Below are 12,255 nucleotides of genomic sequence, written 5' to 3'. Positions count from 1 at the left end.
ACGCGAAACCGATTCAGGGGTGCTGACGTGCACGAGGACGGAAAGGGCGGCGCGCACGGCGCCGGCGGCCAGGAGGTGCCGCGCTGCGCGGACCAGGAGTTCCTGGCGCTGGAACGCGAGCTGACCGTGCTGCTGCGGCGCGCCCGCGCCAACCAGGGGGAGATGGCCCGCGAGGTCCACCCCGACCTGGAGTCCTCCGCGTACGGCCTGCTCATCCGGCTCGACGAGTGCGGCGGTCAGCGGGCCACCGAACTGGCCGCGTACATCGGCGTCGGCAAGGCCACCATGTCCCGCCAGCTGCGGGCCCTGGAGGAGCTGGGGCTGATCGCCCGCGAGCCCGATCCGGCCGACGGCCGCGCCTGGCTCGTCACCCTCACCGAGGAGGGGCGCCGCCGGGTCGGCACGGTCCGCGAGGCCCGCCGCGCCCGTTACGTCAGCCAGCTCGCCCACTGGGACCGCCGGGAGGTCGCCGAACTGGCGCGGCTGCTGCACCAGTTGAACGGCATCGCGGAGAAGTAGCCCCGCTCGGGCGGAGAAGTGGCCCCGCCTCAGAAGGCGACGTGGATCACCGACGCGTCGTCGTGCGTCTTGCTCCGGCGCAGGAAGGTCCGCTCCTCGCGGTCCTTGTCCTCCAGTTCGCGTACCCGGGCCACCAGCGCGTCGGCGCCCTGTTCGGCGATCAGGTCGAACAGGGCCGTCCAGTCGCCCTCGTGGAACTTCTCCGTCCAGCGGGCCGCGCCGTCGGTCAGGGCGGCCAGGGCGCGCACCCGGGCGCGGGGGACGCTGCCGGTGACCGCCCGGGCGGCGACCGAGGGATCGGCGGCGGCCGTGAAGAAGCCGCCCTCCTGGTTGCGCAGGTTCGCGTCGATCAGCGCGTCGGTGGAGAGCGCCGCGCGCGGGAGCCGGGCCAGCCGGTCGTCCAGAACCGGGGTGACCACCCCGTCAGGGGCGCGGAGCAGCAGCGCCGAGTCGGACAGGACCAGGTACTCCAGCAGGTCGGCGGACCAGCGGGCCAGAACGACCGTGGCCTGGGGCGTTCGCGGGTGAGAAAGGTCACAGGTTTGAGAGTGCGCGGAACGGGTTCGGTCGATCGCGTGCGCGAGAATCTCCGGCAGCGTCAGATGTCGGTCGGAAACGGTCAGTTCGGTCAGTGCGCCGCCGAGCCGTGCCGTGAACCAGGGGACGGAGTGCACACATCCGGTCGCCTCCCGGGGCGGTGTCACCCCGTCGAGCAAGATCACGCAACCACCCTGACCGCAGGCGGGTAGTCCGACCCCGGCGAAGTCCTCGTTGGGGCGGTCCGGGTCACCGGGTTCCGAGACGAGTTCAGTGCGCACCGGCCCAGTCTGCACGAACCCTTTACAGAAATCGCCAAACCTCGTCGGCGGCGGCGCAATTGAGCCGCCGGTGCCGTTCGGGAGCCTGCTTTGGGGGAGATTGGCATGGTCCGGGAAGACGTGGCGGCGAATACTGCCAAAGGCTGCCCCGCGCGTCCAACCGGCCCACCGCACAGGGGTGTCGGACGGCCCGGCGGAACTTGCCCGCCAACTCCCCTCCGATGTTCACTCCTTCGGGTGGCGGGTCAGGTGATGCGCGACCACTGCCCACCAGCGCTGGGAGGGTCGGGAACCGTACGAACCGGGTGTACGCACCACTTGGCACCGAGACGACGGGGCGCCACCCGGGCCCTTCGGTAGACGAGTTCAGGATTGCGAGCACCGGTGCAGAAGAAGCGGCCTCGGCGCGCAGGCAGGCAGACGGCCCCCGAGGGGGCTGCCGAGCAGACCCCCGTGGGCGCCGGACGCCCCACTCATGTGCGCACCCGGTTGATCGTCGCCGTGGCGGTGGTCGCCGCGGCCATCGCCGGAGCAGGCGCGCCCGCGCTGCTCGGCGCGTCCCAGGATCTCAGCGAGTCCCAGGAGCTGGCGACACTGTCCGCCCGCACCCAGGACGCCCTCGCGCTGGCGCACTCCCTGGCCGACGAGCGCGACGAGGTCACCGCCTACGTGGCGGCCGGGCGACCCAAGTCCAAGGCACCCTCCGAGGAACGCGGAGCCCGGGTGGACCGCCAGGTCGAGGACCTGCGCGCCGACACCGGCATCCCGTCCCGGCTGCGGGCCGACCTCGACGGAATAGCGGCCGTCCGGCGCACCGCGCTGACAGGGAAGACGGACGCGCTCCAGACCCATCAGGCGTACTCCGCCACCATCGCGGACCTGCACCGGCTCGCCATGGAACTGGCCGAGAAGATGCCCCCGCGCGCCGGTACCGGCAGCTACGCGCTCGCCGAACTGGACACCGCCGTCCAGCAGTCCGCCGCCGCCCGCGGTCTGCTGCTGGCCGCGCTCAGCGTGCCCTCCGTCGAGAACACGGTGATCAGCCCGATCACCGGTCTGCCCGTCACCACGCACACCACCACCGAGGCGGACGGCAAGCAGCGCGACGCGCTCACCGCCGCCGCCCAGCAGGCCCGGCTGCGCGCCGACGCGACCCTCGCGAACTTCCGCGCCACCGGCGCCAAGGACGCGGTCACCTCCTTCGACTCCACGGTCACCGGTGCCGAGGTCAACTCCGCGGACAAGTACCTCGCCGCCCTCACCGACCAGCCGACCCTGGGCGACCGTGAGCTGAACGTCAGCCCCAAGAAGCTGGACGCCGCGCTCTCCGCCCGTGTCGACCTGATGCGCGGCGCCGAGCAGGCCCTCTACGACCGGCGCACCAAGGACCTCGCCCAGCTGAGGGACGACGACGTCACGGCGCTGGAGATCCGCGTCGCCGCGCTCGGCGTGCTCATGCTGGTCGCCGTCGGCATCGCCACCGGCATGGCCCGCACGCTGACCCGCCCGCTGTCCGTGCTGCGCCGCGGCTCCGCGCGGCTCGCGGGCGCCGAGGACCCGACGACCGAGCAGCCGATCGCCTTCACCGGGCGCAACGACGAGTTCGCCCAGGTCGTCCGCTCCGTCAACGCCCTGCACGCGCACGCCGTCGCGCTGCACGAGCGGATCGCCACCCTGGAGACCGACCGCAAGCACCTGGTCGGCCAGCGGCAGAAGATGGCCGACGCGCGCGAGCAGCTGCGTACCGAACTGTCCGAGTCCTCCGCCCAGTTGGAGCGGCTGCGGACCAGCATCGGCGGCACCTTCGTCAACCTCGCGCTGCGCACCCTCGGCCTGGTCGAGCGTCAGCTCTCGGTCATCGAGGGCCTGGAGGAGCGCGAGCAGGACCCGGAGCGGCTGGCCACGCTGTTCAAGCTGGACCACTTCGCCACGGTCATGCGCCGGCACAGCGAGAACCTGCTCGTCCTCTCCGGCACCGAGCACGTCCTGCCGCACCCGGGACCGGTCCCGCTGGTCGACGTGGTCCGCGCGGCCGTCAGCGAGATCGAGCGCTACGAGCGCGTCCGCATCGCCGCGCTGCCCCCGCACGCCCATGTGGCCGGGTTCGCCGCCGACGACCTCTCCCATCTGCTCGCCGAACTCATGGAGAACGCCAGCTCGTTCTCCCCTCCGGACCTGCCCGTCGAGGTCTCCGGCTGGATGCTGGAGTCCGGCGAGGTCATGCTCTCCGTGCAGGACGAGGGCATCGGCATGACCACCGAACGCATGGACCGGCTCAACTCCCGCCTGGCGGAGTTCGATCCGGACTCGCCGTACGAGCAGGAGGGCACCGAGGGTCTCGGTCTCGGCCTGTACGTGGTGGCCCGGCTCGCCCACCGGCACGGCATCCGCGTGAAGCTGCGCGAGCAGAAGCAGGGGGGAGTGGCGGCGGTCGTCGTCCTGCCCGAGGCGCTGCTCGCCGAGACCCCGGTCGCCGCGATCCCGCATCCGGCCACCCGCCGCGACACCACCCAGTCCTTCTCGCTGCCCGGCGCCGACGCGGAGGCCAACTCCAACGTCCTGCGCGGCCGCGCCAAGGACCCGCTGGTCGCCCTCGCGGAGAAGGCGGTACTGGACAACGAGGGTCAGGACGAGGACGTCCGGGACGAGAAGGTCCAGGACGACGACGTCCAGGACGAGAAGGCCCAGGACGACGACGTCCAGGACGACGAGTTCCATGACGACTCCGCCGGTCGCGTACCGCCGCTGGTGACCGAGACCACGATGGAGCTGCTGCTCCCGGAGGCGGACGCCGAGGACGAGGCTGCGGACGCCGAGGACGAGCCGTCGGACACCGAGGTCGAGGCTTCGGGCGTCGAGGGCCAGGCTTCGGACACCGAGGAGGAGCCTGCGGGCGCCGAGGACGGTGCCTGGTTCGCCGAGGGCGCGACCGAGCGTCCCGACGGCGAGAGCAAGCCCGCCGACGGCGACGCCGGACAGCCGGACACGGGGAACGGGCGCATCGCCCGGGCCCAGCGCCTCGCCGCGCGTGCCGCCCGGCGCGCCGACGCCGACGACTGGCCTGGTGAAGCCGCCGTCCCGGCCGACGCGGCAGCCGCGCCCACCGCCCCGGCCGACGACTGGCCCGGTGCGACGGACGACCGGTCCGACGAGTCAGCCGCGCCCTCCGCCGCGCGCGCCGCCCGGCGCGCCCAGGCCGACGACTGGCCCGGCGAGACCGCCGCCCCGTCCGAGACCGAGACCGCAGCCACGTCCTCCGCCGCTTCGTCGGACGATTGGCCCGGCGAGACCCCGGCGCCCTCCGGTGACGCGGCCGCACCCTCCGCCGCGCGCACCGCTCGGCGTGCCCAGGCCGACGACTGGCCTGGCGACGACGCCGCCGCGTCCTCCGACGACTGGCCCAGCGAGGCCGCCGCCTCGTCCGACGAGGCAGCCGCGCCCGCCGCCCCTGCCGACGACTGGCCCGGCGTTGCGACCGACCGCGTCGACGACTGGCCCAGCGAGGCCGCGCCGTCCGACGCCGTAGCCGCGTCCCCCGCCCGCGCCGCCCGGCGTGCGTCCGCCGACGACTGGCCCGGCGAGGCCGCTGCCTCGTCCGGCGAGGCAGCCGCGCCCGCAGCCCCGGCCGACGACTGGCCCGGCGGAACGGCCGACCCCGTAGACGACTGGCCCGGCGAAGCCGCCACCCCGTCCGATGCCCAGGTCGACGACTGGCCCAGCGCTGCGACCGACCCCGTAGACGACTGGCCCGGCGAGGCCGCAGCCGCGTCCCCCGCACCCGCCACCCCCCGCGCCGCCCGGCGTGCCCAGGCCGATGACTGGCCGGGCGGAGCCTCCGAGCACGAGCGGTCCGGTCAGGGCGAGCGGAGCGGTGACGTACGCGAGGAGCCCGTGCCGCAGGCCCGTATCCCCGCCCCGAGGTCCGGTGACGCCCCTGGGGAGGGGACCGTTCACGGCCGTGCGGCGGACGAGACGGAGACGGAGGACCGGCTGACCGCCAAGGGCCTCCCGAAGCGCACACCCAAGATCACCGCACCCGAGGCGCCACCGAGCCCGCGCGGCGGAAACGTCGATGCCGAGGCCCTGCGCCGCATGCTCGGCGGCTTCCGCCGCGGAGCCCAGGCCGGCTACCGGGATGTGGAAGAGGAGATCGCCGAGAAGACGGGCCAGAGCGAGCGGCCCGCCATCGGCGAACACGTCGAAGAAACCACGGGGGGCCCAGCCGAGGAGGCAAGCAGTTGACCACGCCCAGTACCTACGGACTGAGCAGTGAAGCCCGCAACCTGCACTGGCTGCTGACCAACCTGGTCGAGGAAGTACCCGGCATCCAGTCCGTGGCGGTCGTCTCCTCCGACGGCCTGCTGCTCCTGTCCTCCGACCCCGAGCGGGCGGAGGAGTCCCGGCAGGCACGCCCTGCCAAGGGGCCGCGCGGTTCCGCCGCCGACCTCGCCACCATCGTCTCCGGCATCGGCAGCCTCACCGTCGGCGCCGCCAAGCTGATGGACTCCGGCGCGGTCAAGCACACGATGGTCGCGATGGACGAGGGAAGCCTGTTCGTCATGTCGATCAGCGACGGTTCGCTGCTCGGCGTGCACGGCTCCGCCGAGTGCGACATGAGCGTCGTGGCGTACCACATGGCCCTGTTCGTCGGCCGCGCCGGACACGTGCTCACGCCCGAACTCCGCAGTGAGCTGCGGAAATCGCTGGAGTCCGAGACGACGGGGAGCGGCCGATGAGCAGGACGGGGACGAGGAACAAGTCCAAGAAGGGGCAGCTTCCCGTACGCGGCGGCGACCGCAAGGCCGCCCGCGTACGCCCCTACTCGCTCACCGGCGGGCGCACCCGCTTCGGCCACGTCCTCCTGGTGGAGACGTTCGTGGCCACCACGGCGGCCATCGACGCCCCCGAGGAGCGCAGGGAACTGACTGGGGGTACCGCCCACGCGTTGAGCAGTGGGGGAGGAACCACCGGCGCCCGGGTCATGCCCGAGATGCTGGCCATCGTCGAACTGTGCCGCCGTATGCGCACGGTGGCCGAGATCGCCGCGCTGCTGAGCATGCCGCTCGGCGTGGTCCGGGTGCTTCTGAGCGACCTCGCGGACCAGGGAAAGATCCGTGTGTACGGCACCGGAACCGGTCACGGCACCGGCCGTCCGGACCGCGCTCTGCTGGAAAGGGTGCTGAGTGGACTCCGTCGTCTCTGACGCCACCGCCTCCGTCGGGAACGTCTCCACCGTCTCCGCCCTGGTCGGGACCGCCGATCCCGACGAGAACCTCCAGTCCTGGCAGCAGGACCGCACGCGCGCCCCCGTCGCCACGAAGATCGTGGTGGCGGGCGGCTTCGGCGTGGGCAAGACCACCATGGTCACCGCGGTCTCGGAGATCACTCCGCTGCAGACCGAGGCCCTGATGACCCAGGCGAGCGAGGACACCGACGACCTCACCGCCACCCCGGGCAAGACGTCCACCACCGTGGCGATGGACTTCGGCCGCATCACGCTCGACGACGACCTGGTGCTCTACCTGTTCGGCACGCCGGGCCAGCAGCGGTTCTGGTTCATGTGGGACGACCTGACGCGCGGCGCGATAGGCGCCGTGGTCCTGGCCGACACCCGGCGGCTCAAGGACTGCTTCCCGGCGCTGGACTACTTCGAGAGCTGCGGCCTGCCCTATGTGGTCGCGGTCAACCACTTCGACGGCACGGAGATCTTCGAGCCGGAGGACGTGCGGGAGGCGCTGACCGTCCCGGCGCACATCCCTGTCATGATCATGGACGCCCGGCGCCGGATCTCGGTCGTCGAGACCCTCCTGGCCCTGGTGGGCCACGCGCTGGACGTCACCCCCGAGTAGCCCCAGCCCCCGTAGGAGACACCCCCGTATGCGCAAGATACTCGTCGTCGGAGCCGGTCAGTCCGGCCTCCAGCTCGCCCTCGGCCTCCAGTCGCACGGCTACGAGGTCACGCTCATGTCGAACCGGACCGCCGACGAGATCCGCTCCGGCCGGGTCATGTCGACGCAGTGCATGTTCGACACGGCGCTGGGGCACGAGCGGGATCTGAAGCTCAACTTCTGGGAGTCCCAGGCCCCGAAGATCGAGGGCCTGGGCGTGTCCGTCGCGGCCCCCGGCTCCTTCGACCCCGGCCCCTCCCAGCGGGCCATCGACTGGGTCGGCAAGCTGGACGGGTACGCGCAGTCCGTCGACCAGCGGGTGAAGATGGCCGGCTGGATGGAGACCTTCGCCCAGCGCGGCGGCCAGCTGGTCATCCACGGCGCGGCCGTCGGCGACCTGGACTACTTCTCCCGCACCTACGACCTCGTCCTGGTCTCGGCGGGCAAGGGCGAGCTGGTCTCGATGTTCGCCCGCGACCCGGAGCGCTCCCCGTACACCGAGCCGCAGCGCGCGCTCGCGGTGGCGTACGTGCACGGGCTCGGCCCGCGCCCCGAGCACCCGGACTTCGAGGCCGTGCGCTGCAATCTGGTGCCGGGCGTCGGCGAGCTGTTCGTCATGCCGACCCTGACCACCTCGGGCCGCGCCGACATCCTGTTCTGGGAGGGCATACCCGGCGGCCCCCTCGACGTCTTCAACGGCATCAAGGACCCGGCCGAGCACCTCTCCCTCACGCTGGAGCTGATGGAGAAGTTCCTGCCCTGGGAGTACGCGCGCGCCACCAAGGTCGAGCTGACCGACGCGGGCGCCACCCTCGCGGGCCGTTACGCGCCGACCGTGCGCAACCCCATCGGCCGCCTCCCCGGCGGCGGTCTGGTCCTCGGCGTGGCCGACGTGGTCGTGGCCAACGACCCGATCACCGGCCAGGGCTCCAACTCCGCGTCCAAGTGCGCCGCTTCGTACCTCGACTCCATCCTGGAGCGGGGTGAGCAGCCCTTCGACGAGGAGTGGATGCGGGCCACCTTCGACCGCTACTGGAACACCGCCCAGCACGTCACCAAGTGGACCAACGCGATGCTGGCCCCGCCGCCGGAGCACATCCTCAACCTGATCGGCGCCGCGGGCCAGCTCCAGCCGGTCGCCGACCGCTTCGCCAACGGCTTCAACGACCCGGCCGACTTCGAGAACTTCTTCTACGAGCCGGAGAAGACGGGCGCGTACCTGGCGTCGGTCACCGAGGCCTGATCGGCCTGTCCCGGGACGGAGCGGCCCTGTGCGCCACGGCGTTCAGGGCCGCTCCGTCCCGGTTGCCGTCAGGGAGGCGCCGTCGTCGATCGGCGAGGCGGCAGCCCGCCTGGCCCGCTCCTCCTCGGCCTTCATCGAGCCCTGGTGTTCCAGCTCAATCGCCGCGTCCCCGGATTGGCCCGCGCACTCCTCGGGGGTGGGGTCCTCCTTCGGACTCCAGTTCCTGGGGTGGGCAAGGAGGAGGTCGGCCCAGGCGTCGATGCAGTCCAGGCGGGCCGCCGCCATGCTCGCGTTCGGTGTCGCGGCCGGGAAGCCGGGCGGTTGCACCGGTCCGCCGGCTTTGCCGCTGCCGCCGCCGCATCCTGTCGTTGCGACGGCAAGGGTCAACAGCGCCGCACAGGCGGCTCGTCGGGCGTGCATGGTCTCCCCAGGGCTTGTTGATCACTTGGGAAGAATCATGGAACGCGGCGTTCGATCATGAGCATGACGTGGCCGTGTCGTTACCTGGCTCGGCGGATCCTGCCCTGTGGCACGTGGATGCGCAGGGCCCGGCCCGGGCGAGCGCTCGCTCCGGTGGTCAGAGGCGCCTCGGCGGCGCGTCCGGGCGGACCGCGCCCAGGACGGGGTTGGCGGCGATGGGGGAGATCTTGACGTGGTCGCCGGTGCGGGGGGCCTGGACGACCTTGCCGCCGCCGACGTACATCGCCACATGGGTGGCCTCGGGGAAGTAGATGACCAGGTCGCCGGGGCGGAGGGCGGTCAGGGGGATGCGGCGCAGGGTGGCCCACTGCTCCTGGCTGGTACGGGGGATGGGGGTGCCCGCGCGGGCCCACGCGCGGGAGGTCAGGCCCGAGCAGTCGTAGGAGGACGGACCCACCGCGCCCCACTCGTACGGCTTGCCGATCTGGTCCATCGCGAAGCTGAGCGCGCGGGTGCCGGCGGCGGAGGCGGGCCGGTTCGGGCCCAGCGCGCCGGAGGAGGCGAGACGATTCTGCGCCGCTGTCACACCGTCCTGCTCCAGCTGGTTCACCTCGGTCAGCTGGGCCGGGGTGAGGGCGGCGAGCATCCGCTCCACGTCCCGCAGCCGGGCGGTCACGCCGTCCCGGTCGCGCTTCTGCCGGTCCGCCAGGGTCTCCTGGGTGTCCAGCGCCCTGCGCGCGGCCCGCGCCACCGTGTCCGCTTGTTTCTCGGCGCCGGTCAGCCGGTCCAGCGTCCGGGCGCGCTCGCTCGCAAGGCGGCCGATGACGTGCCCCTCGTCCAGCGCCCGCTGCGGATCGCGGGCGAGGAGCAACCGGACGTAGGGGGAGAAGGCCGAGCTGTTCTGGTACTGCTCGCGCGCCAGCCGCCCGGCGTCGCCCCGGCTGCCGTTCAACGCCAGTCGTGCGTACGCGAGTTCGCCGTCGAGGCGGCGCACCTCGGCGCGCTGCCGGGTCAGCTTCTCCGAGGTGCCGTTGTAGGTCTCGGTGGCCTTCTCGGTCTCCCGGTACAGCCGCTGAAGATCCGTCAGCAGCTGGGCCGCCGAGCGCGGCGGCACCGGTTCGGCCGCCGCGGGTACGGGCGCCAGGGCGGCCTGGGCGGCCACCACGGCCGTACAGGCCAGACGCAGGAGCATTCCTGACACGCCATCACCTCCGGTGCGGAGTCGCGGACCTCCCGCCTCCTCCGTACCGCGAGCATCGGGTGCCTGTCGCGGGACGCGCGCGCCGGGCGTGCGCGGTCCGGCGCAACCTTGTCACCCGGTCGGGTCGTCCGGCTTGCCGTCCGGCGTGTTGTCCGGCGTCGGGCGCGGGAGGGGTTTGGACCACGGCCAGCGCGGCCTGTCGCCGCTCCGCTCGCCCTCGGGGTCGTAGACGTACTTCCAGCCGCGCTGCAGGCCCAGCCTCTTGGTGTGCCCGAGCGGTTCGCGACGGTAGTACAGCACCGTGGGCGGGCCGCCGGCCGCGTCGGGGACGGGGATGCGGTACGTCTTCGGGGGGTGCCCGGTGGGGCCGAGCAGCACGGGCAGCACCCGGCCGTCCATGGGGCCGCCCTCGAAGGGGGTGTCCTGACTCTTCACGCGCCCCAGTCTCGGTCATCGCCGCCGAGGTCGCCGAGGAGCGTCGCCGTCTGCGGGTCGCGGGCGGCGGTCACCGCGAGGACGGCCGTGAACTGCTCCACCAGCCAGTCGCGCAGCTCGTCCGCCGGGGGCCGCTTGCCGTCGTCCAGCCACATCAGCGAGGACGCCTCGACCGCCGCGATCCACATCCGTACGGTCATCCGCAGCCGGGGGCCGGGATCGGCCACGCCGAGATGGCGGAAGAGGTGCTCGGCGGCGGCCCGGCGCACCCCGTCCACGATGGCCGTGGTCCGCGAGGTCTCGACCACGCTGCCGCCCCGGAGCAACGCGCTGAACCCGGTGTCGTGCCCGTCCACGAAGGCCAGGTACCGGTCGAGCGCGCGGGACAGCCGGGGCACCAGCGGCCCCTCGCGCGGCTCGTCGAAGCACTGGCGCAGCGCGTCCGCCGCCGAGGTGAGCGCGGCCTCGTACAGCTGCTGCTTGCCGCCGGGGAAGTACCGGTACACCAGCGGCCGCGAGACCCCGGCCGCCTCCGCCACGTCGTCCAGCGAGACGTCCTCCGGCGCCCGGTGCGCGAAGAGGGACAGCGCCGCGTCGAGCAGCTGGCTGCGCCGCTGCTCCACGCTCAGGCGCCGGTAGGCGGGGGAGGGGGCCTGCGGGGTCATGCCCGGCAGCGTAATCGCTCCGCGCTGGGCGTCTCGGCGGACCGGGGGGTTCCGGTGCCCGGCGGTGCCCGCCGCTCCCGCGTACCCGTCTACGCCAGCAGCCCCGACGACTTCCACAGGCGCCGGCCCGCCCCGCGCAGTACGCCGATCTCGTCCAGGAAGTCGGTCAGGCGCTTCGCGCCGGTCTGCATGACCTCGCGGCGGTGGCCGCTGGCCTTCACCTGGGCCATCGCCTCGCGCCTGTCGAGGCCGACGTTGGTGTACACCTCGGGGTTCACGAAGGCGACGGAGAAGATGCGCGCGAACTCGCCGGAGCTGACGCGGGTGAACTCCTGGGACCACTTCGGCGCGGTCACCATCTGGCGCCGCAGCTCCTCGCGGGCGTAGCGCACGTGCCGGGCCTCCTCCACGACGTGGATGCGCGTGACGCCCCGGACCAGGGGCTGGACCCGCTCGTCCGGGAAGGTCAGCCGCTGCATCCAGTCCAGCACCTCCTCGCCGAGCAGGGTCGCCGTGAAGGAACCCGGGGTCGTGGAGATGGTCTTGAACAGCCGGCCGAGGTTCTGGTGGGCCCGGCTGACGGGGTACCAGGGCGTCTCCCCGCGCGAGATCAGCCGGGCGAACATCTTCGAGTGACGGCACTCGTCCTCGATCTCGGTGAGCGCGTACCGCACGTGCGCGCTCGTCGCCGCCTTGTCGTAGACGTGCCGCACCAGCAGCTGCATGAGGATCAGCTCGAACCAGATGCCGAGCGAGGCGAGCGCGGCGGCCTCGTGCCGGGAGAGGTCGATGCGCTGCTCCTCGCTCATCCGCTCCCACAGCGGTGTGCCGTAGAGCGAGACCAGCTCCGGCGGCCAGAACCACTTGCCCTCCTCGAAGGGCGCCTCCCAGTCCAGCTCCTTGTCCGGGTCGAAGGAGTGCCTGGCCGAGGAGGCGAGCAGCCGCTCGGCCACCTCCTCGCGGTCCTTGAGCAGGCCCAGCGCGTCGCGCAGCCCTTCGAGCGCGTCCGCATCGGTCAGGGTCGTCATGGCTCACTCACCTCGTCACCCGGGGTACGTCGTCGTCC

12 protein-coding genes are annotated in these 12,255 nt (G+C 72.8%); 6 read left to right on the top strand and 6 right to left on the bottom strand.

Features of this window, described 5'->3' with window-relative positions; genetic code table 11:
• Nucleotides 1-75 precede the first annotated feature (75 nt).
• The gene (locus AB0E91_RS05180) at nt 76-519 is read left to right on the top strand and encodes a MarR family transcriptional regulator (protein WP_343245612.1); all 444 of its coding nucleotides are present in this window, start codon (nt 76-78) and stop codon (nt 517-519) included.
• A 29-nt stretch (nt 520-548) separates the two neighbouring features.
• Here AB0E91_RS05180 and AB0E91_RS05175 read toward each other — a convergent pair whose 3' ends face one another.
• Nucleotides 549-1,337: a hypothetical protein gene (locus AB0E91_RS05175; RefSeq protein WP_361775475.1), complete on the bottom strand. Its 789-nt coding sequence runs from the start codon at nt 1,335-1,337 to the stop codon at nt 549-551.
• Nucleotides 1,338-1,721: 384 nt separating this feature from the next.
• On the opposite strand from AB0E91_RS05175, the gene AB0E91_RS05170 reads away from it, so the two are divergent.
• Genes AB0E91_RS05170 through AB0E91_RS05150 form a run of 5 tightly spaced genes read left to right on the top strand, consistent with a single transcriptional unit; the run spans nt 1,722 to nt 8,468 of the window.
• Nucleotides 1,722-5,579, top strand: coding sequence for a nitrate- and nitrite sensing domain-containing protein (locus AB0E91_RS05170; RefSeq protein ID WP_361775472.1), 3,858 nt, complete (start codon nt 1,722-1,724; stop codon nt 5,577-5,579).
• Nucleotides 5,576-6,073 carry a roadblock/LC7 domain-containing protein gene (locus tag AB0E91_RS05165; protein ID WP_361775469.1) on the top strand — a complete coding sequence of 166 codons (498 nt, stop codon included), beginning with the start codon at nt 5,576-5,578 and terminating at the stop codon, nt 6,071-6,073. The genes AB0E91_RS05170 and AB0E91_RS05165 overlap by 4 nt, the downstream gene beginning before the upstream one ends.
• Entirely contained in the window at nt 6,070-6,540 is a 471-nt protein-coding gene (locus AB0E91_RS05160) for a DUF742 domain-containing protein (RefSeq protein WP_361775466.1), read from the top strand. The genes AB0E91_RS05165 and AB0E91_RS05160 overlap by 4 nt, the downstream gene beginning before the upstream one ends.
• Nucleotides 6,521-7,186, top strand: coding sequence for an ATP/GTP-binding protein (locus tag AB0E91_RS05155; RefSeq protein WP_361775463.1), 666 nt, complete (start codon nt 6,521-6,523; stop codon nt 7,184-7,186). Before AB0E91_RS05160 ends, AB0E91_RS05155 begins: the two co-directional genes overlap by 20 nt.
• Nucleotides 7,187-7,214: 28 nt before the next feature.
• The gene (locus AB0E91_RS05150; RefSeq protein ID WP_361775460.1) at nt 7,215-8,468 is read left to right on the top strand and encodes a styrene monooxygenase/indole monooxygenase family protein; all 1,254 of its coding nucleotides are present in this window, start codon (nt 7,215-7,217) and stop codon (nt 8,466-8,468) included.
• A 42-nt stretch (nt 8,469-8,510) separates the two neighbouring features.
• Here AB0E91_RS05150 and AB0E91_RS05145 read toward each other — a convergent pair whose 3' ends face one another.
• The 5 genes from AB0E91_RS05145 to AB0E91_RS05125 all read right to left on the bottom strand — a co-directional run bounded on the left by AB0E91_RS05145 (nt 8,511) and on the right by AB0E91_RS05125 (nt 12,217).
• Complete coding sequence (locus AB0E91_RS05145) at nt 8,511-8,753, bottom strand: hypothetical protein (protein ID WP_361775457.1); 243 nt, start codon at nt 8,751-8,753, stop codon at nt 8,511-8,513.
• A gap of 292 nt (nt 8,754-9,045) precedes the next feature.
• Nucleotides 9,046-10,089, bottom strand: coding sequence for a C40 family peptidase (locus AB0E91_RS05140; RefSeq protein WP_361775454.1), 1,044 nt, complete (start codon nt 10,087-10,089; stop codon nt 9,046-9,048).
• Between the two features lie 111 nt (nt 10,090-10,200).
• Complete coding sequence (locus AB0E91_RS05135; protein WP_361775451.1) at nt 10,201-10,524, bottom strand: hypothetical protein; 324 nt, start codon at nt 10,522-10,524, stop codon at nt 10,201-10,203.
• Nucleotides 10,521-11,189: a helix-turn-helix domain-containing protein gene (locus tag AB0E91_RS05130; RefSeq protein WP_361775448.1), complete on the bottom strand. Its 669-nt coding sequence runs from the start codon at nt 11,187-11,189 to the stop codon at nt 10,521-10,523. The genes AB0E91_RS05135 and AB0E91_RS05130 overlap by 4 nt, the downstream gene beginning before the upstream one ends.
• 89 nt (nt 11,190-11,278) lie before the next feature.
• On the bottom strand, nt 11,279-12,217 hold the full coding sequence (locus AB0E91_RS05125) for a diiron oxygenase (protein WP_361775445.1): 939 nt from the start codon (nt 12,215-12,217) through the stop codon (nt 11,279-11,281).
• Nucleotides 12,218-12,255: the final 38 nt, after the last annotated feature.

Origin of the sequence: Streptomyces sp. NPDC026659 (genome assembly GCF_040638245.1) — a bacterium.
In the GTDB taxonomy this organism is placed as follows: domain Bacteria; phylum Actinomycetota; class Actinomycetes; order Streptomycetales; family Streptomycetaceae; genus Streptomyces.
Note: the sequence above shows the minus strand (reverse complement) of the source record. Positions and strands in the feature narration are given on the sequence as shown.

Bases quoted from the DNA above. Each gene is read 5' to 3' on its own strand.
- AB0E91_RS05145 (WP_361775457.1), bottom strand. From the start codon at position 8,753: ATGGCGGCGGCCCGCCTGGACTGCATCGACGCCTGGGCCGACCTCCTC.
- AB0E91_RS05150 (WP_361775460.1), top strand. From the start codon at position 7,215: ATGCGCAAGATACTCGTCGTCGGAGCCGGTCAGTCCGGCCTCCAGCTC.
- AB0E91_RS05130 (WP_361775448.1), bottom strand. From the start codon at position 11,189: ATGACCCCGCAGGCCCCCTCCCCCGCCTACCGGCGCCTGAGCGTGGAG.
- AB0E91_RS05160 (WP_361775466.1), top strand. From the start codon at position 6,070: ATGAGCAGGACGGGGACGAGGAACAAGTCCAAGAAGGGGCAGCTTCCC.
- AB0E91_RS05125 (WP_361775445.1), bottom strand. From the start codon at position 12,217: ATGACGACCCTGACCGATGCGGACGCGCTCGAAGGGCTGCGCGACGCG.